General features: G+C 37.2%; 32 protein-coding genes. 4 read left to right on the forward strand and 28 right to left on the reverse strand.

Features of this window, described 5'->3' with window-relative positions; translation table 11 throughout:
• Positions 1-160 precede the first annotated feature (160 nt).
• From hepT to MLOOGBEN_RS03810, 12 genes are all read right to left on the reverse strand, one after another.
• Positions 161-1123 (reverse strand): heptaprenyl diphosphate synthase component II, encoded by a 963-nt coding sequence (gene hepT, locus MLOOGBEN_RS03755; protein ID WP_179156936.1) that lies wholly within the window; start codon positions 1121-1123, stop codon positions 161-163.
• 44 nt (positions 1124-1167) lie between these two features.
• Positions 1168-1872: a demethylmenaquinone methyltransferase gene (locus tag MLOOGBEN_RS03760; protein ID WP_179156937.1), complete on the reverse strand. Its 705-nt coding sequence runs from the start codon at positions 1870-1872 to the stop codon at positions 1168-1170.
• 4 nt (positions 1873-1876) lie between these two features.
• Complete coding sequence (locus MLOOGBEN_RS03765) at positions 1877-2698, reverse strand: heptaprenyl diphosphate synthase component 1 (protein ID WP_368737755.1); 822 nt, start codon at positions 2696-2698, stop codon at positions 1877-1879.
• A gap of 151 nt (positions 2699-2849) precedes the next feature.
• On the reverse strand, positions 2850-3086 hold the full coding sequence (gene mtrB, locus MLOOGBEN_RS03770; protein WP_179156939.1) for a trp RNA-binding attenuation protein MtrB: 237 nt from the start codon (positions 3084-3086) through the stop codon (positions 2850-2852).
• 12 nt (positions 3087-3098) lie between these two features.
• On the reverse strand, positions 3099-3665 hold the full coding sequence (gene folE, locus MLOOGBEN_RS03775; protein WP_133367205.1) for a GTP cyclohydrolase I FolE: 567 nt from the start codon (positions 3663-3665) through the stop codon (positions 3099-3101).
• Positions 3666-3812: 147 nt separating this feature from the next.
• Positions 3813-4085, reverse strand: coding sequence for a non-specific DNA-binding protein Hbs (gene hbs / locus MLOOGBEN_RS03780; RefSeq protein ID WP_066060959.1), 273 nt, complete (start codon positions 4083-4085; stop codon positions 3813-3815).
• 362 nt (positions 4086-4447) lie between these two features.
• The gene (gene spoIVA / locus MLOOGBEN_RS03785) at positions 4448-5926 is read right to left on the reverse strand and encodes a stage IV sporulation protein A (protein ID WP_045517337.1); all 1479 of its coding nucleotides are present in this window, start codon (positions 5924-5926) and stop codon (positions 4448-4450) included.
• A 285-nt stretch (positions 5927-6211) separates the two neighbouring features.
• A complete protein-coding gene (locus MLOOGBEN_RS03790; RefSeq protein ID WP_179156940.1) occupies positions 6212-6922 on the reverse strand; it encodes a hypothetical protein in 711 nt (236 codons plus the stop codon).
• Positions 6923-6943: 21 nt separating this feature from the next.
• A complete protein-coding gene (locus MLOOGBEN_RS03795) occupies positions 6944-7129 on the reverse strand; it encodes a DUF2768 domain-containing protein (RefSeq protein WP_179156941.1) in 186 nt (61 codons plus the stop codon).
• Between the two features lie 522 nt (positions 7130-7651).
• Positions 7652-8707 carry an NAD(P)H-dependent glycerol-3-phosphate dehydrogenase gene (locus MLOOGBEN_RS03800; RefSeq protein WP_179156942.1) on the reverse strand — a complete coding sequence of 352 codons (1056 nt, stop codon included), beginning with the start codon at positions 8705-8707 and terminating at the stop codon, positions 7652-7654.
• A 22-nt stretch (positions 8708-8729) separates the two neighbouring features.
• Entirely contained in the window at positions 8730-10040 is a 1311-nt protein-coding gene (gene der / locus MLOOGBEN_RS03805) for a ribosome biogenesis GTPase Der (RefSeq protein ID WP_179156943.1), read from the reverse strand.
• 233 nt (positions 10041-10273) lie between these two features.
• Positions 10274-10882, reverse strand: coding sequence for a YphA family membrane protein (locus MLOOGBEN_RS03810; protein ID WP_179156944.1), 609 nt, complete (start codon positions 10880-10882; stop codon positions 10274-10276).
• Positions 10883-10992: 110 nt separating this feature from the next.
• On the opposite strand from MLOOGBEN_RS03810, the gene MLOOGBEN_RS03815 reads away from it, so the two are divergent.
• Positions 10993-11136: a YpzI family protein gene (locus MLOOGBEN_RS03815; RefSeq protein ID WP_095247280.1), complete on the forward strand. Its 144-nt coding sequence runs from the start codon at positions 10993-10995 to the stop codon at positions 11134-11136.
• 31 nt (positions 11137-11167) lie between these two features.
• Here the strand turns inward: MLOOGBEN_RS03815 and fni are convergent, their stop codons facing one another.
• From fni to MLOOGBEN_RS03895, 16 genes are all read right to left on the reverse strand, one after another.
• Positions 11168-12226, reverse strand: a complete 1059-nt coding sequence (fni, locus tag MLOOGBEN_RS03820) for a type 2 isopentenyl-diphosphate Delta-isomerase (protein WP_179156945.1) — start codon at positions 12224-12226, stop codon at positions 11168-11170.
• A gap of 12 nt (positions 12227-12238) precedes the next feature.
• The gene (rpsA, locus tag MLOOGBEN_RS03825; RefSeq protein ID WP_179156946.1) at positions 12239-13378 is read right to left on the reverse strand and encodes a 30S ribosomal protein S1; all 1140 of its coding nucleotides are present in this window, start codon (positions 13376-13378) and stop codon (positions 12239-12241) included.
• Positions 13379-13509: 131 nt separating this feature from the next.
• On the reverse strand, positions 13510-14091 hold the full coding sequence (locus MLOOGBEN_RS03830) for a lysophospholipid acyltransferase family protein (protein ID WP_179156947.1): 582 nt from the start codon (positions 14089-14091) through the stop codon (positions 13510-13512).
• A 2-nt stretch (positions 14092-14093) separates the two neighbouring features.
• Positions 14094-14768 (reverse strand): (d)CMP kinase, encoded by a 675-nt coding sequence (gene cmk / locus MLOOGBEN_RS03835; protein ID WP_179156948.1) that lies wholly within the window; start codon positions 14766-14768, stop codon positions 14094-14096.
• 160 nt (positions 14769-14928) lie between these two features.
• Positions 14929-15108: a YpfB family protein gene (locus MLOOGBEN_RS03840; RefSeq protein WP_179156949.1), complete on the reverse strand. Its 180-nt coding sequence runs from the start codon at positions 15106-15108 to the stop codon at positions 14929-14931.
• A gap of 64 nt (positions 15109-15172) precedes the next feature.
• Entirely contained in the window at positions 15173-16522 is a 1350-nt protein-coding gene (gene ypeB / locus MLOOGBEN_RS03845) for a germination protein YpeB (RefSeq protein ID WP_179156950.1), read from the reverse strand.
• Between the two features lie 13 nt (positions 16523-16535).
• Positions 16536-17459, reverse strand: coding sequence for a spore cortex-lytic enzyme (sleB, locus tag MLOOGBEN_RS03850; protein ID WP_179156951.1), 924 nt, complete (start codon positions 17457-17459; stop codon positions 16536-16538).
• Positions 17460-17570: 111 nt separating this feature from the next.
• Positions 17571-18260, reverse strand: coding sequence for a glutamic-type intramembrane protease PrsW (gene prsW / locus MLOOGBEN_RS03855; protein WP_179156952.1), 690 nt, complete (start codon positions 18258-18260; stop codon positions 17571-17573).
• Between the two features lie 94 nt (positions 18261-18354).
• Positions 18355-19311, reverse strand: coding sequence for an asparaginase (locus MLOOGBEN_RS03860; protein WP_179156953.1), 957 nt, complete (start codon positions 19309-19311; stop codon positions 18355-18357).
• 9 nt (positions 19312-19320) lie between these two features.
• A complete protein-coding gene (locus tag MLOOGBEN_RS03865; RefSeq protein ID WP_179156954.1) occupies positions 19321-20301 on the reverse strand; it encodes a YpdA family putative bacillithiol disulfide reductase in 981 nt (326 codons plus the stop codon).
• A gap of 86 nt (positions 20302-20387) precedes the next feature.
• A complete protein-coding gene (locus MLOOGBEN_RS03870; protein ID WP_179156955.1) occupies positions 20388-21665 on the reverse strand; it encodes a Glu/Leu/Phe/Val family dehydrogenase in 1278 nt (425 codons plus the stop codon).
• A 214-nt stretch (positions 21666-21879) separates the two neighbouring features.
• A complete protein-coding gene (locus MLOOGBEN_RS03875) occupies positions 21880-22458 on the reverse strand; it encodes a genetic competence negative regulator (RefSeq protein WP_179156956.1) in 579 nt (192 codons plus the stop codon).
• A 70-nt stretch (positions 22459-22528) separates the two neighbouring features.
• Entirely contained in the window at positions 22529-23449 is a 921-nt protein-coding gene (locus MLOOGBEN_RS03880; RefSeq protein WP_179156957.1) for a MerR family transcriptional regulator, read from the reverse strand.
• A 42-nt stretch (positions 23450-23491) separates the two neighbouring features.
• Positions 23492-24262, reverse strand: a complete 771-nt coding sequence (locus MLOOGBEN_RS03885) for a metallophosphoesterase (protein WP_179156958.1) — start codon at positions 24260-24262, stop codon at positions 23492-23494.
• A 70-nt stretch (positions 24263-24332) separates the two neighbouring features.
• Positions 24333-24575 carry a hypothetical protein gene (locus tag MLOOGBEN_RS03890; protein ID WP_179156959.1) on the reverse strand — a complete coding sequence of 81 codons (243 nt, stop codon included), beginning with the start codon at positions 24573-24575 and terminating at the stop codon, positions 24333-24335.
• A 57-nt stretch (positions 24576-24632) separates the two neighbouring features.
• Positions 24633-25265 (reverse strand): CBS domain-containing protein, encoded by a 633-nt coding sequence (locus MLOOGBEN_RS03895; RefSeq protein ID WP_179156960.1) that lies wholly within the window; start codon positions 25263-25265, stop codon positions 24633-24635.
• Between the two features lie 140 nt (positions 25266-25405).
• Here MLOOGBEN_RS03895 and MLOOGBEN_RS03900 point away from each other — a divergent pair, with 140 nt between their 5' ends.
• From MLOOGBEN_RS03900 to MLOOGBEN_RS03910, 3 genes are read left to right on the forward strand one after another with little or no spacing between them, the layout of a single operon-like run.
• Complete coding sequence (locus tag MLOOGBEN_RS03900; RefSeq protein WP_179156961.1) at positions 25406-25636, forward strand: spore coat associated protein CotJA; 231 nt, start codon at positions 25406-25408, stop codon at positions 25634-25636.
• The gene (locus MLOOGBEN_RS03905; protein WP_179156962.1) at positions 25633-25893 is read left to right on the forward strand and encodes a spore coat protein CotJB; all 261 of its coding nucleotides are present in this window, start codon (positions 25633-25635) and stop codon (positions 25891-25893) included. The genes MLOOGBEN_RS03900 and MLOOGBEN_RS03905 overlap by 4 nt, the downstream gene beginning before the upstream one ends.
• Before the next feature lie 32 nt (positions 25894-25925).
• Positions 25926-26495 carry a manganese catalase family protein gene (locus MLOOGBEN_RS03910; RefSeq protein WP_179156963.1) on the forward strand — a complete coding sequence of 190 codons (570 nt, stop codon included), beginning with the start codon at positions 25926-25928 and terminating at the stop codon, positions 26493-26495.
• Positions 26496-26503: the final 8 nt, after the last annotated feature.

The following is a 26503-nucleotide window of genomic DNA, read 5'->3' on the forward strand; positions in this document are numbered from 1 at the left end:
ATGTTAATAAGAACAACCCACCGAAAATATTAACATTGTTTCGAATATTTCGCAAGTCAGAAAAGCGGAAGCGCCTTGACGAGAGCCCGTAATCTAATAAAAAGGGTAGACGTTTGGGGTTCAAAAGTAAAGAGCTAATCACAGATTAGCTCCTTTCTTTTTAATATTTTCTTCGACCGATGAATTTTGCGATATCGCGCAGTGTTTTTTTGGCACGATTAGCTGGCAGCTCTTCTAGTACAGCTAGTGCTTTATCTAAGTACAAATCGCTTAATGCGATCGACTTTTCAATTGCACCGGATCCTTTAATAAGGGTGATAATTTTTTGAATATGAGCAGGCTCCATGTCCTCGTGAACCTTTTCAATCTCCCTGCGAATGTTTTCATTCTCCATTGCATATAGAGCGGGAGCTGTAATATTCCCTTGAAGCAGGTCACTGCCTGCAGGCTTTCCCAGCTCCTCTTCTGAGGAAGTAAAATCCAAGATATCGTCTGTAATTTGAAATGCCATTCCAACGTAATAACCAAATAAGTACAGTTTTTTATGAGTGGACTCTTCAACATCTGCAGCAATAGCACCAAGCTGACAACTTGCAGAAATGAGCAGTGCTGTCTTCCTTTTGATTCGGCGCAAATAATCCCTAAGATTCTGATCAAAACGGTACTTATCCTTTATTTGTTGAATTTCACCAACTGTTACCTCAACAATGGTATTGGCTAATATTTTATGAGCTAAGGGCTTATTTAGTTCACTCATCAATTCAAGTGAGAGCGCAAAGATAAAATCCCCCGTATACATGGCAGTCTTGTTGTCCCATTTTGCCTTAACTGTTGGCTGACCTCTTCGCAAGTCCGCGTCGTCAATGACGTCATCATGTACTAATGAAGCCATGTGAATAAGCTCCAAAGCAACAGCAACGTATTTCATTATATTAATATCATAGTGACCAAACTTACCAGCCAATAAAACAAAAACAGGCCGAATTCTTTTACCTCCTGCCTGAAGGGTATGCAAAGAAGCCCGTTTCAAAAGAAGAGAATCCGCCTGAATGGTCTCTTCTAATTTTCTTTCGATTGTATTTATATCTGAATTCAAAAATGAATACATCATCTTTAATTTCATTTGTATTCACCAGCTTTTCATCCTGTTTGCATGTCTATTTTTATTTACTTTTTATATCCGAAATGTACGGCTGCAGCACCACCACTATATGGCTTATAATAAACATCTTTAAAGCCGGCAGTCTCAAACATTCTAGCTAATTCTTTCATTCCCGGAAAATTGCGGGCCGATTCATGGAGCCAGGAGTATTCTTTATAGCTCTTTGCAAATAGCTTGCCAAACATAGGCATGATAAATTTAAAATAAAAATAATATAGCTGTTTATACCCTGCTAAAGTAGGCTGGGAGGTTTCAAGGCAAACCGCAATGCCTCCTGGTTTTAAAACACGATTCATTTCTTTTAATACTTGAAGGTAATCAGGAACATTTCGTAACCCAAATCCTATCGTTACATAATCAAAGCTATTATCAGGGAAAGGCAGTTCCATCGCATTCCCATGAATTAAGTTAACCTGCTTTAAGCCTAGGCTTTTTACCTTATCAATCCCGACATTTAGCATATTTTGACTAAAGTCCAATCCAGTCACTTCACCGGAAGGACCAACAGCTTCAGCTAAAGCAATCGTCCAGTCCCCTGTTCCACAACATACATCCAGCGCTTTCGAACCTGGTTTGACATTCATCCTTTTCATGGTGTCCTTACGCCATTTGATGTGCTGCTGAAAACTAATAACCGAGTTCATTTTATCATAGTTATCAGATATTTTCTCAAAGACCTTATGAACTCGTTGTTCCTTAGATTGCTGCATTTGCTTACCCTTCTTCCACTAAAGTTTTCGCAATTGGTTGATGTTCATTAATGATCGAAGTAATTCTAGCTTCAAGCATATCATTTAAATATGGCAGCTGACTTATTCCTTTTAATAGGAATTGTTTTGAAGAATCAAGATAACGATCACAAATCACAAGCAAATCTCTTTGCTGTTTATCTGATAGATTTTTTATTGTAAGGTTTTTATTTGGACTAGTAATATCTTTCATGTATTCAAACAAATAGCTGCTTCTAGCTTCCAAAAACAGGTTCTTCTCGTTAAGCAAGCGCTTGAAAAAAAATAAGTTGGCTATAAATTCATTCCATAAGTCCACTTTAAAACATTCAGAGAATTTCACAAGTAAAGAGCTTTCAATTCTCTTTATACTTGTCATTAGGTTTTCAATATCGTAAAGTTCCTTTTGATAGACAGAAACTTTATGTTCATTAACCTCTTTTATCCCTTTTGAGAGTTCTTTTATCATGATGATATTTTCAGAATCTGCCAATAGTTTATAATATAAACCACTATAATAATCCCCAGCCAGGACCGTTAATTGTCTATTTTTTTCATCCACATTTGCATTAGATATATGCTCATGGGTATCAAGGGCAATCTGGATGAGCATAGTTGTCATCGTATAATTTTTTAACTCATTGTAAGACAATTCGAGTCGATCCATAATGGACACAAGAATAAGCAGTTTATCTTCATCAATAACAGGCTTCTCAATATATTTTAGCAAGTAAGGATGAAATACTTTTTGCTCAACTTGCTCCTTAATGTCTGTAAACTTTTGTCGAATGTCTGGCAAATTAATCACCCTTGCTTCCCCGAATTAATATATTTATTACGATCCTTTTGTGTAAACAAGGCAGTGACAATTATATCATAAAAGCTTATGTATGGGCAGAATTTCACAAAATAAATACATTTCCACCGATATGAAATAAAAATGTAAAACGAATGACTGGCTACTTTTTCATTTCGCTTTCAATTTCGCCAAATTGAGTCATTATTTTTGCATTTCCCCTAATCTTTATTGCTGATGTATGTTCGGTGAATTGAGCTATAAGCACTTCGCCTTTATCCAGCTTTTCAGAATGATGAAATTTTGTGTCAGTGCCTCGCGTCAATCCAATAACATTAACTCCATCATCAACAGCTTTAATCACAACAAAATCGTTGCTTTGAGATTGTCGTTTTTCCATAGTATCACCCCACTAACTCTTAATTAAAGATAATATTTCAGAACGAGCAATGGTATCATTTGCAAGATTGCCCCGTACTGCAGTTGTTACTGTCTTTGACCCCGGTTTTTTCACCCCGCGCATTGTCATACACATATGTTCTGCCTCAACAACAACCATTACTCCATGTGGAGCTAATTTTTCCATCAAACTATTAGCAATAGTAGAGGTGATTCTCTCTTGCAGCTGAGGTCTTTTAGCGACTGCCTCTACTGCCCTTGCTAATTTGCTTAACCCTGTCACTCGTCCATCTTTTGGGATATAGGCCACATGTGCTTTTCCAAAGAAAGGTACTAGATGGTGTTCACACATGGAATAGAACGGGATGTCCTTCACTAGAACTAATTCTTCATGGTCTTCACTGAATACGGTCTCGAAATGTTTTTTCGGATCTTCATTAAGACCGCTAAAAACCTCTTCATACATTTTTGCTACTCGTTTCGGAGTATCAAGCAAGCCTTCCCTGCTCGGATCTTCACCAATCGCTGTTAATATTAAACGTACTGCTTCTTCAATTTGGGTACGATTCACTTCAGACATGCATATTCCCCCTACTATATATCAACCAAGTATATATGACAAATACATATTAGCACAACAAAATTGATGTTCAAAGTAAGAAACCCAAAGAAAAAAGGCCATGGTGGTTTACCATGACCTTTTTGCCGAGGCAATAAATTTATGTAATTATTTTACTGCATCTTTAAGTGCTTTACCTGGTTTGAAAGCAGGAACTTTGCTTGCACCAATTTCGATTTCCTCACCAGTTTGAGGATTACGTCCTTTACGTGCTGCGCGTTCGCGTACTTCAAAGTTTCCAAAACCGATTAGTTGGACTTTATCACCATTTTTCAAAGCATCTAGAATTGCATCAAATACAGCATCAACTGCTTTTGTAGCGTCTTTTTTAGAAAGCTCGCTTGCTTCTGCAACTGCGTTAATTAGTTCTGTCTTGTTCATGCTATTCACCTCCTCCCAATGATTATAAGTTAAGAATCATAAATAAGATTACTTATCTACATTTCTAAACAATTTTTCTAATTTCTATACGTCATAGTGCGGTTTTATTGGAAAAGTAATCAAAAAATGCAGTTTTTGATATTTTAATCTACTTTTTTAATAAAAACCTTATTATATAAAGGTTTTAAGCACCAAACGTAAGTCTGATAAAAGATTATCACAATCATTTACGCTTATCAAGAATAATTCATGAAATAATGGTAATCTTTTCTTCATTTCTACAAATTTCTACTAAATTTCGTAATTATGGGTGTAGATATTTGTAATAAAAAGAAAAAAGACTCCAAATGGAGTCTTTAAGCCTAAAGGATTATTGCAATCAAACCGCCTGATCCTTCGTTAATAATTCTCTCTAACGTCTCTTTTAGTTTATATCTTGCATTCTCTGGCATTAAGGAAAGCTTGGCTTGGATACCCTCCCTAACGATAGAGCTTAACGAACGTCCAAATATATCAGAATTCCAAATGGATAATGGATCATCCTCGAAGTCCTGCATTAGATAACGCACTAACTCTTCACTTTGCTTTTCTGTACCGATAATCGGAGCGAACTCAGATTCAACATCAACCTTTATCATATGAATTGATGGGGCAACCGCTCGCAGCCTAACTCCAAACCTTGCACCTTGTCGGATAATTTCAGGTTCTTCCAGGCTCATATCTGAAAGTGACGGCGACGCAATTCCGTAGCCCGTTTGTTTGACCATTCTTAATGCATCAGAAATATGGTCATATTCTGCTTTTGCATGTGCAAAATCCTGCATAAGCTCAAGGAGATGATCTTTCCCCCTGATTTCCACCCCGACAATTTCTTTTAAAATATCATCGTAAAGTTCGTCTGGAGCAAATAAATCAATTTCTGCAACACCTTGACCCATTTCAATTCCAGCTAACCCAGCTCTCTCAATATAGTCAAAGTCGCTAAATTGCTGTACGACCCGATCAACATCTCTTAATCTCTTGATATCTTTAACTGTTTCTTTAACAGCTTCTTGATAACTTTCACGCAGCCAGTGATTTTCTCTCAACACCATTACCCAGCTAGGCAGGTTAACATTAACTTCAAGGACTGGAAACTCATATAGAGCCTCTCTAAGAACATTAAGTACATCACTGTCACGCATGCTTTCAACACTCATTGCGAGGACAGGAATGTCATACTTTTCCGCTAAGCTAGACCTAAGTGTTTCAGTGCTAGGGTGATATGGCTGGGCGCTATTGACAACCATAATAAACGGTTTGCCAACTTCCTTCAGCTCGTTAATGACTCGTTCCTCAGCTTCAATGTAATTGCTTCTTGGAATTTCACCAATTGTCCCATCCGTAGTAACCACTACCCCAATTGTAGAATGCTCCTGAATCACTTTTCGCGTTCCAATTTCAGCGGCTTCATGGAACGGGATAGGTTCCTCGTACCAAGGGGTAGTAATCATCCTAGGGCCATTTTCATCCTCATAGCCTTTTGCACCTGGGACAGTGTAACCAACACAATCAACCAGTCTAATATTTACATTAAGACCCTCATCAACATGCACAGTTGCCGCTTGGTTCGGAACGAACTTTGGCTCTGTGGTCATGATTGTTTTCCCGGCTGCACTCTGAGGAAGTTCATCGACTGTTCTTGATCTCTCTGCCTCATTGTCTATATTCGGTAAAACCACAAGCTCCATAAATTTTTTAATAAATGTGGATTTTCCTGTTCGAACAGCACCTACTACTCCTAAATAAATATCACCGCCAGTTCTTTCGGCAATATCTTTGAAAATATCAACCTTTTCCAAGTGATCCCCTCCCGATCATAGAGTAAAGTGGGATAATATTATCCATCAAGATATTTTTGGACAATATATATTTATGACGTTGTCCTATATTGTTATGACACTTTTTTATAAATTTTTTACCCCCTTAAATAAATATTCCATGAATATGCAGGTATCTGTTGTGTCTGAACAGTTGAACGGATGAGGGTTCCCGAGGCAAAGTACAAGTGATCCATTTTTGCCCAAAAAAAAACCCTACTCCTACAATATATTTCGCAGGTGAAGGGTTATGACTATTTGACATTCTTATTGCTTTAAAAAAACTGGCTCATTATTCTCATCATCAATTGTGTATGGCAAAGAATAGGCAGGAACAAACATAGAATCTTCCACAAGTATATTCCGTATATCCTCACCCGGTTTTACCGGCTTTTCTGCTTTTTTTAGCTGCTGGTATAAATCCTGCCGATAATCGACATAGACTTCAGCATCTGTTGTGACCACAAATGGGAGATTTTGATTAGAATATGGACTAACGACGTATGGCTCCTGTTTATATCCTAATTCATTAAAATCAATCGTATATACATTATCAGCAAGTTTGTCTTTATATGGCGGATAGCCATTGGATTTAATCCTCAGTTTGATATCACGAATCGTATCAACCATCCTCAAGTCTAACAGTTTTACAGTTGGATTGGTTTCAACATCTACAAGAACATATTGGAATATCCCGCCACTTTCAAAGGCATTCCCCGGGGGCTCCGCAATGTACTTGGGAGCGATTTTTTTAAAATCTATCGGATATTTTTGATAGATTGGAGTCACTGCATCTCTTGTTTTTATCGGCAGAATTCCCCCATTATCCTCCTTAAAGGTGTTCACCGCTTGTTGAACTGCTTGGATTTGGTCGGTATATGGGATTTGATTCTCTGCTAACTTCTCTGAGGGATACATGCATCCTGATAACATCAAAGTTGTAAAGATTAGTAACGTGCAAATGACTTTCCAATTCATACAATCACCTGTTTTTTTGTATTATGTAAAAAGGACAACAAATAATGTAATACCTGAAATAAATAAAAAAATGTAAGCTAAAACAGCAGTTAAAACCTTTAGAATGCCTTTTAACTTATAACGACTTAGATATATTGTAAAAATCGCCAGGAACATAAGACCCATCCCCGCAATTGATATCCACATTTTCAGCATACCTGGTGACATTAGGACACCCCCCTTATTCCGAAAGCTATTATACCATAAGGAAGATGTTTTCATGAAAATTTTTGTTTTTTTACTAAGGCTGTTTTCGCAAAGATTGTTGTTTTTATTATTGGTTAATAACGTTTTTTGCTTAAGTTGCCTCTGGTTCGGACACCATGACTCTTAGATTCATCGATCTTGACTGAAGTTGCCTCTTGTTCAGACACCATGACTCTTAGATTCATCGATCTTGTCTGAAGTTGCCTCTGGTTCGGACACCATGACTCTAAAGTTCATCAAAATTGTCCGAAGTAGCGATTAATTTAGAATAATTTGTATAGAAAGCAACAAAGTTTACGAAAAGAGCCTTTACTAAACAAAAAAACTGAAGTAAAGAGGGGCGAATTCCTTACTTCAGTCTTAGTGACTAAACAACCCATTCATTTGGTTCATACTACACGTGTGCTTCGCTTGCATTGTATGCAACCATGCGGGGAAACGCACTCAATGAATGCCTATTTTTCAGAGAAAAATGCACAATTTTTAATCTTCAAGGTTTCTTTCCTCAAGAATATTCACCAAATCTTCCATTTCATGAGTTTTACCACGGGCCATTAATACATCAACCGCATCTTTTGCGTTTTTCCCATTAAATAATACATCGTAAAGGGCAGATGTAATCGGCATACTCACGTTATACTTTTGGGCAAGCTGATAGGCTGCTTTCGTTGTTCTTACACCCTCTACAACCATTCCCATGTTATCAAGAACCTCTTCTAGGTTATTCCCTTTACCAAGCAGGTTTCCAGCTCTCCAGTTCCTTGAATGAACGCTTGTACAGGTTACAATCAAATCTCCTATACCTGCTAAACCAGAAAACGTTAATGGGTTAGCCCCCATTTTGGTTCCTAGTCTGGCTATTTCCGCTAAACCTCTTGTTATTAATGCAGCTTTCGCATTATCACCATACCCCAGCCCGTCCGTTATTCCGGCAGCCAAGGCAATGATATTCTTCAATGCGCCGCCGATTTCAACTCCAATAACATCTGGATTCGTATAAACTCGAAAATTATGGTTAATAAACAAATCTTGAATCTCTTCTGCGGCACTCATATCTTCAGAAGAAACCGTAACAGTTGTTGGGTGCCTCCTGCTGACTTCCTCAGCATGGCTTGGGCCTGAAAGGACAACAACAGCTTTTAAAAGCTCCGTTGGCATTTCTTCTTTGATCAGTTCTGATATTCTCAAAAGGGAATCAGGTTCAATCCCTTTACTAACATGTGCAATGGTCAAAGGTGAGTTTTGAACAGTGCGTACCTTCCCAAGTACTTCGCGGATAGCTTTTGTTGGTACCGCTAAAATAACTGTTTTAATTTCTGCCAAAGCGTCCCTTAATGACGCATAACCGACTATCAATTCTGGCAGCTGTATTTCTGGCAAGTATTTTTTATTCGTATGGTATTGATTAATTTCTTGAACTTGGGATTCATTATGGCTCCACAATCGGACTTCATGTCCATTGTCTGCAAGGACCATCGCAAGGGCTGTTCCCCAGCTTCCAGCACCAATAACGGCTACAGCTTCTTTCTTTTCCCGCATTTAGATCACTCCCACCGTAAAATTATTTTCTTTCTCTGGCATAAATTTTTATCGGGGTTCCCTCGAATCCAAAAGCTTCACGGATTCGATTTTCTAAGAAGCGCTCATAAGAGAAATGCATTAATTCTGGTTCGTTAACAAAAACAACAAAGGTTGGCGGTTTAACAGCTACTTGAGTGGTGTAATAAATCTTTAATCGGCGACCTTTATCCGTTGGTGTTGGATTCATGGCTACCGCATCCATAATTATATCATTTAACACGCTCGTTTCGACACGCATTGAATGGTTTTCGCTAGCTGTATTAATCATTGGTAATAGTGTATGAATACGTTTTTTCGTCTTTGCTGACAAGAAAACAATCGGAGCATAACTTAAGTAGAGAAAATGCTCTCTAATTTTCTGTTCAAGTTCCTTCATTGTTTTTTCATCTTTTTCAACAGCATCCCATTTGTTGACTACAATAACAATTGCCCTGCCAGCTTCATGTGCATATCCGGCAATTTTCTTATCCTGTTCGATGATTCCTTCTTCCGCATTAATAACAACTAAAACAACATCAGACCGTTCTATTGCCCTTAATGCACGGAGTACACTATATTTTTCGGTACTCTCATAGACTTTTCCTTTTTTCCGCATTCCAGCTGTATCAATAATGACATACCTATCGCCATTATACGTATAAGGTGAATCCACAGCATCTCTTGTTGTTCCAGCAATATCACTTACAATAACACGTTCTTCTCCCAAAATTGCATTGACTAACGATGACTTCCCAACATTTGGCCGGCCAATTAAAGAAAATTTAATGACATCTGCATCATAATCCTGACCCTTATCCTTTGGAAAATGTTTAGCTGCCTCATCCAGAAGGTCTCCCAATCCGAGTCCATGAGAGCCTGATACTGGTATAGGTTCTCCAAATCCTAAAGAATAAAAATCATAGATTTGTTCACGCATTTCAGGATTATCAATTTTGTTAACCGCTAATACAATAGGTTTTTTGGATTTATATAATATCTTTGCAACCTCTTCGTCTGCAGCAGTAACTCCTTCTCTGCCATTTGTTAAAAAAATGATAACATCTGCTTCGTCAATGGCTACTTCAGCCTGCTGGCGAATTTGCTCGAGAAAAGGTTCATCCCCGATATCAATACCACCCGTATCAATTACATTAAAATCATGTGTCAACCATTCCCCGGAGCTATAAATTCGATCACGCGTTACTCCAGGGATATCCTCAACGATAGATATCCTCTCTCCAACAATTCTGTTGAAAATGGTCGATTTCCCAACATTCGGTCGCCCTACAATGGCTATAACAGGTTTTACCATAATAATCGCCATCCTTTCTATCCATATATTTATCAATATTTTGTTATTTTATCGTTAAAGCAGAGAAACTCAATTATATAATTAAGCAATTGCGTACTAATGATAAAGAAACCCTTCTATCCAAAAGAAGGGTCTAACCATATTATTTTAGCAATGTGAATCCTTTCCTGCAATGGTAAAGTTTAAAAGCGCAAGGCGCCTGAAGCTGGACTGCTATGAAAGACAAAAATATATTAAGATGACTTTTGCTTGCCCTTTTCCAAAAAATGATAATGGTTTTGAAAGTATGTACCGGCATTTTCTAGGGCGCTCCAGCTTACTAGCAGCAAAATTGTTAGAGCCGAGACATCTAGGTAAGCGATTGCCCCTATTGGGTAGGAAAATTCAAATTTACTTAGGTAAAAAGCATAGAGTATCTCTCCCTGCATAGTGCCGCTAACAATAATCAACAATCTATCTTTTAATGACTTCTGCAAAATAATGGCCAGACAGCTTAAACAAAATCCCATCATCCATTCCTTTTGAAACACAACCCAGACTGGGTCAAAAATGACAAATAAGTTAAAGGTAACGTATGAAGTGGTTACAATAAATGAACAAATAAAGGCGTATAGCAACGAACCCAGCTTTTTCTTACTTAAAATAATATAAGATAATAGCAGCAAAAATAATCCACTAGCAAAAAACTGAAAACTATCCACCGTAAAATGTACATCTGAAAGAATAATGACCACTAAAATACAAGCAGCTAATTTTGCACGATACGGATTTTGCTTGTTCATAAAAAAAGTTATGGAAACCCAAAACAACCAAAGTATCCAATAAAACAATGAACCTTCCATTATCATACACCTCCTATTATTTCCATTATCGGTTTTCTTTATGTAGTTTCATACTTCCCTGAATAATCTTTAAGCAAGAAAATCATGTTAATAGTAGGAGGTGTGGAGAAATGGGAAAGGATCGACAAGAAAAAAAGTTAAAAGCAAGTGGAAAAGTTGAATCAGACCGTGACCAGGCGTTACATTATCCTGGAGCAACTAAGCTTCAAAGCCCTGAAGAAGCAAGAGGATTAAACGATAATAAGTATAGTTAAAAAAAATAAGCTCCCGCAAGGCTGCGGGAGCTTATTTTATAGTACGCTGGCTGTATGTTTTGGTATCGATTCCTCTCTGAGTTAACCAATGATGCATTTGACCAGATATCATTAATGGAGCACTTTGTAAATCTAAAATAGATTTGGCTCCTAATGCAGTCATAATTATTTTTAATCCATGATGAAGTGATGAAATTTCTTCATTTAAAGAATCAATTCCCTCTTCAACAAGAATCTTCAAGAAATAACCCGCAAAGCCAACAGCACTCGCACCTAATGCTATTCCTTTTGCAATATCAATGCTTGAGGAAAATCCACCGGAACCAATGATTGTTAGGGGGATGGATGCATGTGCAGCTTCAGAAATAGAGATTGCTGTAGGAATTCCCCATTGATTAAAAAAGGATTTAGATTTATCACTACGCTTGTTTTCTATTTCGGCAAAGTTGGTTCCTCCGAATCCCCCGACATCTACAACAGAAACTCCCACAGATGAAAGAGATTCAACAGTTTCTTTGCACATACCAAATCCAACCTCTTTAACAATAACGGGAACGTTAACCTCTTTTACAATTTTTTCAATTCTCCTTAAAGCTCCAGAGAATTCCCGGTCTCCTTCAGGCATAGCAAGCTCCTGGATTACATTTAAATGTATCTGTAAGGCATTTGCCTCAATCATTTCAATAGCTGCATTTGCTAAATCAGGAGTTGCCTCACTTCCTAAGTTAGCAATTATAACTCCAAAAGGGTTTTCTTTTCGAACAACCTCATATGTATATCTCTCAGATTTATCCTTCAATGCTGACATTTGTGACCCCACTGCGATTGCAAGACCTGCTTCCCTCGCTACCATTGCTAGCTGCTTGTTCAGAGAATAGGTTTTATCGCCTCCGCCGCCTGTCATTGCATTGATAAAAATTGGCGAACTTAAAGAAAGTCCGCCAACTTTTTGGTGAATAGAAACATCCGAAACATTAATGTTTGGTAAACTTTGATGAATAAATTGAATATCATCAAATGCTGTTAATCGTTTTTGCCCTGTTTCTAGGGCATAGCGAATATGGTCCCATTTCCGTTCAGATCTTGACACTGATTATCACCATTATTTTCCTAGATTCTTTAATTTATCGCCAATCATTTCACCCAGCTGGAAACCTTTAGATTCTTCAGGAAGTTCGTAATCGAAGTTCTCATCAGCATCTTTTTCGAGGAGGTCCTTGATGCTAAGAGAGAGTCTCTGCTCTTGCTCGTTCGCATCTAGCACTTTTACTTGTACTTCTTGTCCTTCCTTCAATACCTCATGTGGTGTACCAATATGCTTATGAGCAATTTGTGAGATATGAACAAGACCTTCAACCCCTGGGAAAACTTCAACAAAGGCACCATATGATACTAATCGTTTAACGGTCCCAGTTAATGTGCTGCCCTTTGGTGCTTTTTCAGCTACATCAGACCATGGTCCTGGCTGTGTTTCTTTGATAGATAAAGAAATTCTTTCATTATCACGATCCACATTCAAAACCTTAACTTTTACTTTTTGACCTTCTTGGACTACATCTGATGGTTTATCAATATGTTGATATGACAATTGGGATATATGAACAAGTCCATCAATACCGCCAATATCAACGAATGCACCAAAGTCTGTAATTCTTTGTACCGTACCATCAATAACTTGTCCAGGAGTAATACTATTTAAGATATTTTTCTTGTGTTTTCCCTTCTCTTCTTCCACTACTGCACGGTGAGAAAGGATTAAACGATTTTTTTCCTTATCAAGTTCAACAATTTTAAAAGTAAGATTCTTACCTTTATAATCTGTGAAATCTTCAACAAAATGTGCTTCTACTAAAGACGCAGGAACAAATCCTCGTACGCCAAGATCAACGACAAGACCACCTTTTACTACATCTTTCACTTCAGTTTCAAATACTTCACCGCTATTGAAAAGTCTCTCAAGATTTACCCAAGCTTTCCCCGCATCGATTTTTCTTTTTGATAAGATAATAGCATCCTCTTCGACTTTTAGTACTTCAAGATCTAATTCATCACCTTCAGACACTACATCAGAGGCTTTTTCAACATGAAGGCTGGAAAGCTCACTTATAGGGATAATACCGTCATGTTTACTATCCTGAATATTTACTATTACCTGTTTTTCTTCTACCTTGGTGACTTGTCCAGAGACTTTATCTCCAATGGTATAGTTTTTCACTTCTACTTGATTCATATCTTCCGACATATGTATTCCTCCTTAATCCATTTACTGCATGTTAAATATATATTTTCTAATTACATGAAAAACGAGTGAATATTCTAATAAAATCTCTTTTTATTAACTTCTTACAAATAGCTTATTTTGTCAAGCAGAACCTATCGGTACTCTTTTATAAGTTTATGGATTTCTGACATAATTAATTCAGTTACCTCATCTGCAGAGGCTTTCCTGCTTCTCATATCTTCCATTGCAATCGGCTTTCCGTAAACCACTTTTAATTTACCGAAACTTTTGTATGGTCCAATAATGGCGCAAGGCACCACATCAGCATCTGTTCTTAGTGCAAAAAAGCCCGCTCCCGATAACCCTTTTCCGATCTCACCTGTTTTGCTTCTGGTCCCTTCAGGAAAGAGCCCGAAAACATTTCCGTCTTTTAATACCTTTAATCCCGCTCTTAATGCCTCTCGGTCCCCCATCCCTCTCTTTACTGGGAATGCATTACACTTTCTAACGACATTACCCAAAACAGGAACTTTAAAAATTTCTTCCTTTGCCATAAAATGGACTGGTCTAGGCGTTGAAATGCCAACGACTAAAGGATCAAAATTATGAATATGATTGGTGCATAAGAGCACTCCTCTATCTTTAGGAAAATGCTCTAGTCCAATAACCTCAATTCTGTACCACGGTTTAATAAAACCAGCGACAACCGATCTAGCAAACGTATAAAACGTCACACTTATCCAACCCTTTCATGCACGAGGGCCATTATTTTTTCTACTACTTCAGGAATAACCAAGGATGTTGTGTCAATTTCAATTGCATCGTCTGCTTTTTTTAATGGTGCAAACTCTCGTTCAGAATCTATTTTATCACGACGGGCAATTTCTTCCTTTAACTGTTCCAGATTAGAAGGATAGCCTTTTTGGAGATTTTCCGTATGGCGTCTAGCTGCTCTTTCTTCAACACTCGCAAGCAAGAAAATCTTAATCTCCGCATTTGGAAGCACATGGGTCCCTATATCTCTACCATCCATCACAACCCCACCATTTACTGCAAAGGATTGTTGCATTCTCACCATTTCTTCACGAACCCTTTGGTGCGTAGCTACCAGAGAAACAGAATTTGTTACTTCTGATGTTCGAATAGCTTCTGTTACTTCTTGCCCATCAAGAAACACCATTTGTCCATTTGGGGATGGATAAAGTTCTAGCTTTGTTGCTAGGAAAGTGTTTAATAAACTGTTTTCATCTTCTAAATTAATGTTATTAGCCAATGCTTTGTAAGTCAAAGCGCGATACATAGCACCTGTATCTATATATATGTAGGATAAATTTTCTGCAACAACTTTTGCTACTGTACTCTTGCCGGCTGCAGCAGGGCCGTCAATGGCAATTGATATTTTGTTTTCCATAAATCCTCCTAAGTCATTCATTCATGATCGTCTCGTAGACCTATATTTTTATTTTACCATAAGAAAGGTGGAAGCCTCTTTTTTTAAACATTTTTATATTTAAATTTCTTATTACTTTTCCCATTTTAAGAATAAAAAAAAAAGCAGGAATTCTGCTTTGTTAATTACCGTTAAAGGTTTGTAATATCTCAGTAAATGTATTTTCATTTACTCCCTCATATTTTGTTAACTGTTCTAACTGTGGAAAAATATCTAACTGATGTAAGAATAGCTGCGCTAGAAAAAGAAAGATAAATTGGATAATAACTACCTTTATTAATATTCTTTCTACTATTTTCATACCATCACTCCAATTACCAATTACTACTATTATTGGAGTGATAGTATGGTTTTATTCTAAAAACTTAAATTACTTCGTCGTAGACTTCCTCAGCGTTCTTTAATTTTTCTACTTCTTCTTCGGTACCATCTTTGGCATTAATGAAAATTCGATAGGTATCATCATCAATCGTTCCTAAGAATTCATAACACAGTACTTCCTTGTTTAGATCATTCACGATAATCGCTTGTCTCTCTTCCATCACTTTAAAGTTAGGATTTACTTTCGCGCGAGCTTGCTCACTGGTTAGCACTGGTTTTTCTACTTCCCTAGTTTGGAAGGATTTTAAATATTCCTCTGCTGTGAAGCCAATGATATTTCCATTATCAAGTGCTACCTCAACCTTAATGGCCTCAGGGTAAATTCTAATATTGTTCTCACTCGTAACAAAATTAAAGACGCCTGTGTTATCATATTGCATACTCTCAAACAACTCTAGATTTTTATAACCATTATCTTTTAGAAAGGCTGCTGCCTTAAGATTTGCATCATTTAAGCTAATCTTCTGTGTTTCTACTTCTCGGTGATTAATAAACCAGATTGGATATCCTGCTTTTTTCGTGATATCCATACTGCCCTCTTGACCAGTTTTCTTATTTTTTATTGATACACTATAAAAACCATAATCTGAGCCCTTACCACTCTCTGTGACTTTTACTTCTGAATTCCCATCAAATTTCATATATTTTTTTGCAATACTGATCGCTTCTTTTTCAGAAATGGTTTTTCCTTTAATTTTCTTAAAATTATCATCTTTCTGCTGCATGTTTGTAAAGCTAGGGCCAAAATCGCTCTCATCATAGCCGGAAACCGTTTTTTCGACTGTTTTAAACCCATCAATAATCGTATTGTCGGTTTTTTCTTTTCCTGAAGCTAACGCCAGTTCAACATCCATCCAGCGTAGATTGTTTTCCAATACCATATGCTGTACTTTACGAAGCTCATTTTGAATTTCACCAGATTGCTTGTATAAAACCTTTAATGTTTCATACTCCTCTTCTGATAATGGTTCTTTATCTAAATCTCTTACTGCTGTTTGATAACTAAACTTTCCAATTTGAGCCAAGAATTCCTCCGTTTTATTGAACGGGAGCAATGTTAACGGAAGTTGACCGACATCACTATGGGCTTCCGAAGTTAATCGCCAAACCTCTACTAATGAAGGTGACAAGGAATATCTTGAGTTCATTGCAAGAGTTGTTCCAATCTTATCGTGAAGTAAATCCATCTCAAAGGTAAGATCGTGAAAGGCACGTTGATAATTATTTTCAGCATTGATTAAAATTGCGTTTTTCTCGCGATGTTCTTGATAACCCCAGTAGGCAGTACCTGCAACACCTACCGCTAGAACACCTATAATTATTCCTCTTATCATCCTTTTCACCCCTCTATTCGCAAAATATATGTTTCCCAATTCGTTTAATTTGTGGTCTTGACCAAATCCACTTACTTGTAGCTGTGACCGGATTAAAATAATATAGGGCTTCCCCAGTTGGATCAATGCCATTTATTGCATCTAGTACTGCTTTTTTAGCTTGTTCGTTTGGTGTCAGCCAAATTTGTCCATCCGCAACGGCGGTAAATGCACCCGGTTCAAAAATAACTCCTGAAACAGTGTTTGGAAAGGATGCGCTATTAACACGATTTAGGATAACGGCAGCTACTGCAACTTGTCCTGTATATGGTTCACCTCTGGCTTCCCCATACACAGCATTCGCCATTAATTGGATATCGTTACTTGAGAAACCACCTGGCGTATTCGCTGCCGTTGGTTTTTTGGGTGGAGCTTTTGGTTCAGCAGGCTTTGGTGCAGCCTGTTTAGGATTAGCCGTATTAGCTGGTGCTTTCGGTTGAGCATTTGGTTGTTCTTTTGGTTGAGCGTTTGGTTGTGTTTTCGGTTGTGCTTTAGGGTTTGGTGCACTCTGCTTTTTTTGGTCCACTCCACCATAATGAGTAAATTTATTACCTTTGTTGATTTGTTCCTTTACAAACTGCTTATTATATTTGCTTGCTTTAGCTAATTTTGCCTTTGTCTCTGTACCTGCAAGGCCATCAATTGGCAATCCAAACTCATATTGGAAATTTCTTAGTGCCCAATAGGTGCTCCACCCGAACACACCATCAATTTTCCTATTGTAAAAGCCCAAATACTGAAGTCTAGATTGAAGCTCGATGACATCATCTCCAACAGCACCTTGTTGAATAACCTGGTTAGAGAATGCATATGCCCTGTCGTCCTCTAGAAACGTAAATGGCACCATACAAAGGGAGATTAAGAGTGGAAAAATAAATTTAACAATTTTCTTCTTCATGGTAAAGTAACCCCCAGTTGTAAATCTTTTTAGATGTAAGCCTATTTTTTGTTTTAATGGCAAATTTATTCAAAAAAAAACCCCTTCATTTAGAATGAAGGGAATTTCTCTTTAAGAATGAAAGGAATTTTGTGCTGAATATTGTTTTTTCTTATGGTTTGTCGTTAATATTTTCGCCATTTTAACCTTTCTTAAGCCAAACCACCAAAGGAAGATCATGAAAGGTAAAATAATATATAGCCAGTTTTCTTGTGAAATTAAAATATAATCATAAGAACCATGCAGGATGAACGGTAAAAGTAATGATATTAATACCCACTTTGTTTTTTTGCCTTCAGTAAATTTTGCTTTTCCAATGTAAAATCCCATAATGACTCCGAATAAGGCATGACTTGAGACAGGGAGCAAGGCTCTTGCCATTGCATGTTCAATTCCATTAGCAACTAAATAAAATATATTTTCAACAGTGGCAAAACCAAGAGAAACAGCCACGCCATATACAATCCCATCAAACGGTTCATCAAATTCAACATGCTGGTAAATCGCATAGAACAGGATAAACCATTTAAAAAACTCTTCTAGCAGACTCGAGGAAAGGAATGCATCAATAAATCCAGATTTAATAATATTCTCCGTATGAAGCACATGCTGAATAAACATGATTGGAAACACCAGAAGAGCACCATACATGAAGGTCCTAAAAACGACGGAAATTGGCTCTGACTCATATTCATCTTTTAAATAAAAATAACTCAGCAAGGCCAGACCAGGGGCGATGCCGGCTGATAATATTCCCAGCATGGATAGTCCTCATTTCAAATAATTCGTTAACTTAATCCTAACATGATATTGTCATTAATTGAATCAAAGATTATATCCATTTTCGATTTGTCTATTAAAAGTTTATTTTCTCTATTCCGCTTGCAAGTGCAACCGCTAATTTAATTCTTGCTTTTTTGGAGTCATTATCACTTCCAAGGATTACACCCTTATTGTATAAATCATACGCACTGCCTTTATAATCATAAGTGGTATACACAGAACCTTCTTCAGCACTCGTTGTAATCACCATGACAATTCCTTCTGAAAGAGATTTTTCTATTTCCACCATCATTTGAGGAGCTACTTGACCTCGTCCCACACCTTCAAGGATAATCCCTCTGACTCCGGATTCTCTGGCAGCCTTAATAAATTTCCCATCAGCTCCAATATAACATTTTATAATTTCGACTTGTGGAATAGGTGACTGAATAGCAAAATATTCACGCTTAATTGGCTTTTGGAAAATATGGACTACATCATTATCAATAATACCCAGGTACCCGAATCCAAAGACGTTAAATCCCTGGATATTGGAGGCATGCTCTTTTTTCACATATCGGGCAGCGAATATTCGTTCATTGAACACGACAACAGCACCAGCATTCCGTAAATCCTCTGAACAGGCTGAATATATAGCATGTCTTAGGTTTATAAAGACATCACTTCCTAAGTCTTCAGGAGACCGCTGCGACCCTGTAATGACAACTGGACGCGGATCCAATATGGTTAAATCAAGAAAGTAAGCTGTTTCTTCAAGTGTGTCTGTTCCATGCGTTACCACTACACCGGAAACCTTATCGTCCTCATAATATTGTTTGATTTTATTCTTTAAAACCACTAAATCATCAAACGTAATATGTATGCTTGCCTTTTGAAATACGGATTCGACAACCACCTCAATATCCTTCGGCAGATTACACATCGCTGCCAGCTCTTCACCCGTTAGCTCCCCAGAAGCTAATTTACCTGAATCTTTGTTGGGTTTACTGGCAATTGTTCCGCCAGTTGTTAACAAAACAACCTTTTTCATATATTATTTTCACCCTTTATTCAATTTTTTAGGTTTTTCTTTGATTGATTGAGCAATAAGATCTCCATGAAACCTGCCATTTTCAATAAATATTTCGTTAGCATTATTACCTGCTGCAATTACTCCTGCGATATATATACCCTCCATATTCGTTTCCATGGTGTCAGGATTATAAAGCGGCCTTCCCGTTTCCTCGTCAATATTAATCCCCATATTTTTTAAGAATTGATGATCTGGTCGATAACCCGTCATCGCAAAAACGAATTCATTGTATATGGTCTTATCTTCTCCATCCTTATTATATCTTACCTGTTCATTTGTTATCTCAATAATATCAGAATTAAACTCCATGGTTATGGTACCGTTCCGAACTAATGCCTCAAATTCCGGGAGAATCCATGGCTTTATGCTCGAGGAATATTCTTTCCCTCGGTATAAAACAGTAACTCTAGCACCAGCTTTAACTAGTTCAAGAGCTGCATCTACACTGGAGTTCTTGCCTCCGATAACACAAACATCCTTATCAAAATACGGGTGTGCTTCTTTAAAGTAATGAGATACTTTAGGCAAATCTTCCCCTGGCACATTCATATAGTTCGGGTGATCATAGTATCCTGTAGCAATCACCACAAACTTTGTTTGATAAATCTGTTTATTGGTAACTATTTGAAAACCATTTCCTACTTTCAACACCTTTGATACCTTTTCAAAAGAGTTAATACGCAGTTGTTTACGCTTCACAACATCCCGATAATATACTAGTGCTTGATTTCGTTTCGGTTTATAGCTTTCTGTGATAAATGGAACATCCCCGATTTCTAGCTTTTCACTAGTACTAAAAAATGTTTGATGTGTTGGGTAATGATAGATGGCATTTACCACATTTCCTTTTTCAATAATAAGCGGGTTAAGCCCAATTTCTTGGAAGGCAATAGCAGCAGCTAATCCACAAGGTCCCCCTCCGACAATAATAATATCTTCTAATTGCAAATTGATCACCTCAATATATTATTCTACAAAAAAACTCCTACCCGCAATGATAGGAGTTTTTCCAATATGTTTCAATCATAAAGCTTTTATATCCAGCCTCTAAATCGGCTTGCTTCTGCCATTTTTCTTACCCCAACCATATAAGCGGATAAGCGCATATCTACACGGCGTGTTTGTGCTGTATCATAAATATTATTAAATGATTTTACCATTACTTTTTCGAGTTTTTCTTCTACTTCTTCCTCAGACCAGTAATAGCCTTGGTTATTTTGAACCCATTCAAAGTAGGAAACCGTTACTCCGCCAGCAGATGCAAGTACATCTGGTACAAGTAAAATACCACGCTCTGTTAGTATTTCAGTTGCCTCAAGTGTTGTAGGACCGTTTGCAGCCTCTACCACTATGCTTGCACGAATATTATGTGCATTTTCAGCTGTAATTTGATTTTCAATTGCAGCCGGTACAAGAATGTCACACTCAAGTTCTAATAATTCTTTATTCGTAATCGTATTATTGAATAATTTCGTTACCGTACCAAAGCTATCTCGACGGTCTAGCAGGTAATCAATGTCAAGTCCATTCGGATCATATAATGCGCCATAAGCATCAGAAATACCAACAACCAAAGCTCCTGCATCATGCATAAATTTAGATAAGAAGCTTCCTGCATTACCAAAGCCTTGAACAACGACCCTAGCACCCTCAATTTGTATCCCTTTTTTCTGTGCTGCTTCACGGATACATATTGTTACACCCTTAGCAGTGGCAGATTCACGACCATGTGAGCCCCCTAGAACAAGAGGCTTACCAGTAATAAATCCTGGAGAGTTAAACTCATCTATACGACTATATTCATCCATCATCCAAGCCATAATTTGAGAATTTGTAAAAACATCCGGTGCCGGAATATCCTTTGTTGGCCCAACAATTTGACTGATTGCCCGTACATATCCACGGCTTAGCCTTTCTAGCTCTCTAAATGACATATCTCGCGGATCACAAATGATTCCACCTTTTCCACCGCCATATGGAAGATCAACAATTCCACACTTCAAGCTCATCCAAATAGAAAGAGCCTTAACTTCAGTTTCTGATACATTGGGATGAAACCTAATTCCGCCCTTAGTTGGACCGACAGCGTCGTTATGCTGTGCACGATAACCGGTAAAAATTTTTATTGAACCGTCATCCATTCTTACTGGTATTTTTACTGTCATCATACGTAATGGCTCTTTTAAGAGCTCATATACTTCTTCAGGATAACCTAACTTTTCAAGAGCTTTATGTATAACTGTCTGTGTTGAAGTTAAAACATTATTCTCTTCCTCTTGATTAGTTTTTTCATTACTTTTTTCGGCTACCATCTGTAAACCTCCTAGAAAATCACTTTAACTAATGTTGTCGCTTTCAGAGACAAGTATACACGACAAATGGATTTATGCAAGATGAAAAATACACTTTTCACTACTTTTTGAGTATTTTTTGTAAACGTTGCCATTTTAATAAAAAGGGGTTGTTTTTCTAATCAAACAAAAAAGGAGCGGCGGACTCCTTACATTGTCTTGAGGATACAAAAAGCTATTTGAAATATTTTAGTATCGTTTCCACCGCATTGTCCTTAATAATTTGATTGCCATACTCGGCAAGTACATGCGTACTAAGAATGGAAGGATTTCCGTATTCAGATAAATAAGCTGCAATTTTTTCGACTAATGAAGAGTCTAGATTATTCATAAGTAAGTAATATCGATTATTATAGGAAAATAAACTGCCGCCGCTAACTTGCAGTGGTGTCAGCCTGTGAGAAAGATCGATAATATCTTCTATACTATCGAATTGATATAGCAGGTTTTCACACCCTTCAACTCTAACCTGCATTTCTACAAAGCCATCAAATAATACTTCTTCTTCAATATTTTCATCAACCGTAATGATCATTATCATTCCTTGAGCCTGTAAGGAAAAAATTTCTACTGCTACAGACCCTTGAATCTCAACATCAAATTCCTCGCTTGCCTCTTCCAGCATGTCGTGGAAGAGTTGATGCCATTTTATTGAATCCTTCCAAATATCGTCTTTGGAAAGTCCCCTTTCCATTAAATCATCAGAGGTTAAAAAAATTTTTATCTTATTGACTGTTAAGCGTTCTAAGCGCATGATCTTTTGCCCCCTGCCGTGACATAACTCTTATCCTAGTGTATGTCAATGGCGTTGGTTGGTGCTTTGTCTAAAATACCATCCGTTCCATTAGCCACATTTCCCATTCATTTACGGTTTGTCCAAGAAGAAAGGTTGAAAACTGTTCCTTATCAGAGGGTTTCATTGATGTAATTGCTTCACCACAAATACCAACGGAAAAGTCTTGATGATTTTTGGATAGCAGCTCAACAAGTGAAAGTGTGCCATCTAAGTCTTTTTGATTTTCACATGAGACGATAAATAAATCAGGATGGATAATCTCTAATGTTTCCCAAATATCCTCTTCAGAATGAAATGCACCTATATTTATTACTTCTACTCCGCGTTTTCTTAAATAAAAGCTAAACATTAGCTGTCCTATTCCTATAACATCATCCCCTATTTGTGAGAATGTAAGACATACAGCTTTGGTAAGATGAGCATTATATGGAAAACTATTAATGATGGTTGAAATTCGTGCTTGTAAGAATGATGCTGAATAATTCCTTTGAGCTTTGGTTATTTTTCCTCCATTAAAAGATTCCTCAATTTTATTAAAGATTTGACTGAAAATATCTATGATTACTTTTTCCATTGTGAAAATACTAAACATTGAATTAATTACTTCGTTTATCTTTTCCTGTTCAAAGTGGATTAAGGCGTCATACAGACCATCACTTAAACTGATTAATGGATTACCTAGATTTAGGTTTAATGCTTCGGAATCGATATGTATCTGATTATGTCCCATTAAAGAAATCGCCTGACTGATAGTAAATCCCTGATTCACCTTCTTTATTAACCACTTTAGAATTTTTATATGTTCCTCTGTATATAATCGATGTCCTGCTTCATTTCTAACTGGTGCTATCATTTGATAACGTCTTTCCCATGCTCTTAGCGTTCCAGGTTGAATTCCCAGCATTAATGCAGCAGCTTTAATATTATATTTACCTTCTTGGTCACCCATCTTAATTCCCCCGATATTACCAAACCATTCATAAAATGAGTATTACTGCTCGTTCTTAATCGTAATCAAATGACATTGTGCAGGTGCTCCTAATCTTAGTGGTACGCCTGTCGTGCCATAACCATTACTAATTAACAACGTAGTGTTTTCTAATTTTTCTACTTTACCTTTTTTATATGGACTATAACCTAGAATATGTATTTGTCCTCCATGGGTGTGACCACTTAACACGAGGCTGATTTTATGTTCTGGCATTATTTTGTCCGTAATGTCAGGGTAATGACTTGCCAATATCTTAAAGCTATTATCCTCAGCATCTATTAATGCCAAGTCAAGTCTGTCTCTTTCTTGATTTAAGGCATCTACACCCAGTAATGATAATTTATCACCTTTTGCCGATTCAAAAATAGCTGCAGTATTATCCAATACTTTTACTCCATAATCCAAAAGAATGGCATCTAATTTACGAAAATCCGTTTCATAATCATTATTGCCCCAAACAAAATACACGGGTCCTAATTGTTTTAATTTCTCAAGGTTCATTCTTACTTTTTCAAAGGGAACCTTCTTCTCCATCAAATCGCCGCCAATTACCACGATATCTGTTTTCCCCATCGCAGCTGTGATAATATCATCGGAAATAAGACGCTTGTGAATATCTGAGATAAAGAAAATCGATACAGATCCAAAGGAACTTGGAAAATCTTCGAAAGTCATCTCATGATGTACCACATGATTAAGGAAAGCTTCTTTTACCATATACAAGATTAGACCTGCTCCCATGATCAGAAGCAAAACGATAATATAACCCATATTTTCCCCTTTTCCAATTTTAATGTTCTAGCTAAAATCATACCATAAAGGAAACTAAAACCAAACAGGACTAACGTTTGCTCCGTTTTTGCTTCACTTTTTTAAAAGTAAGTTGAAGAAGCTCTCGAAATAGTTGCAGACTGATGACTAATCCTAAGAAAAAAGCTAATGAGGCAGCAAAAAATTCCAATGGATAAATAATCGGTCCGACCAAAATATCAGCAAGATGAAATGGATAAGTAATTGGAAACCATTCAATAAACAAATATCCACACACAAAAATAAATAATAGCCGCCAAATGATCCTCAACACAAAAATCCCCCCCATTCATTGTATGAGAAGGATTTGGATTCTTTCCATTCAGATTTACTAATCTTCTTGAATGCTCAAAATACGGAAACCTTGTTCTTCAAGTTTCTTTGTAAACCTATCAATATTATCTTTCTTTTCTACCTTCATGACAATTCTTCGAACTAATTTATCAGTCTCGTCAAACGTGACGAGCGAAATAATATGTTCATGGAAGTGATGAGCAATTTCAGAAAGTCGAGCAATTCGCCCTTCTGTTTCTACTGATGTAAAAGCAATCCTTACCCCTGGGCGATTTACTCCGAAAGCACTCTGAAAAGTTGAAAGGACATCAGATCGTGTTACAACCCCTAGAAATTTACGATTTGAGTCAACTACAGCTAACAGCGGGAAGTCTTTTAAGTCAAGCAGGGTCTTTTCAAATACTTCTTCACCTAGTAGGTACTTCTCTTGATATGTAGCAATATCTTTAACTGCGACGCTGCTTAAATATTCATCCTTCTGTTTTCCGGACAGAAAGTAGTTCTCATAAATTTTGTAGCGTGTAACAACACCTAGATACTTTTCACCTAGTAAAACTGGCACTCCATCAATCTGGTGGGTTTCCAATTGTTCTAAAGCTTCTGCCAATGATGTGTTTTCCTGCACAGTAACACAAGCATGATTTGGAATCATCATATTTTTCACAAACACTTTTAATCACCTCAAAGTTATTAATAACCTTATTATACTTCAACATTTTGATGAAATACCCTGCTGCATAGCAAAGATTTATGTCATGAAAGAGAAATATTTTCATATTTATTAATGATGTTAATTAAGGGAGGGCTACTATGTTTACTCTATATAAAACCTGGCATCCTATTGCTAGTCCATTTGACCCCTGCAAGCCGATTCTAGAAAAAACTTATTCAACTCCCCCAAATATATATATGGGATTTCAACCACCTAATCTTCCACAATTCTCACCACAGGAAGCACTGAGAGCAGGAACACTTTGGAAACCATTTTACGACCCCTATTTCAACCCATTTGAGAAGGCAAAGGGGGGAATTCCAAGATGAAACAAATCCCGCCAGAATATTATCAAATAATGGAACAGCTCCAAGCAGTTGATTTTGTCTTAGTCGAATTAACACTTTATTTAGACACACACCCCGACGACCTTGAAGCCATAAAACAATTCAACCATTATGCAAAAGAAAGAAAAACGATAAAAAAGGCATTTGAAAGTCAATTTGGTCCTCTTCAACAGTATGGCAACAGCTATTCCGGACACCCATGGAACTGGAACTCACCTCCATGGCCTTGGCAAGTTTAAATCTAATTTTATAATCAGAGGGAGGGATTTGTATGTGGATTTATGAGAAAAAGCTTCAATATCCGGTCCGTGTAAGTACTTGTAATCCAACATTAGCAAAATATTTAGTTGAGCAATATGGCGGTGCAGATGGCGAACTTTCTGCGGCTTTAAGATATTTAAACCAGCGATATTCCATACCTGATAAAGTAATTGGTTTATTAACAGATATTGGCACAGAGGAATTTGCGCATTTGGAAATGATTGCCACTATGATTTATAAACTTACGAAAGATGCCACACCAGAAATGATGAAGGCAGCCGGATTAGGTGATCACTATGCCATACATGATAATGCTCTCTATTACGAAAATTCATCTGGGGTGCCATGGACTGCTTCTTATATACAAGCTAAAGGTGACCCAATTGCTGACCTATATGAAGATATTGCAGCAGAAGAAAAAGCAAGGGCTACTTACCAATGGATCATTAATCTAAGCGATGACCCAGATTTAAATGATGGTTTAAGGTTCCTCCGCGAAAGAGAAATCATTCATTCACAACGTTTCCTTGAAGCAGTCGAAATATTAAAGGATGAACAAGGGAAGAAGATATTTTTTTAATGTCTAGA

Origin of the sequence: Bacillus sp. EB106-08-02-XG196 (assembly GCF_013396335.1) — a bacterium.
Lineage (GTDB): Bacteria > Bacillota > Bacilli > Bacillales > Cytobacillaceae > Neobacillus.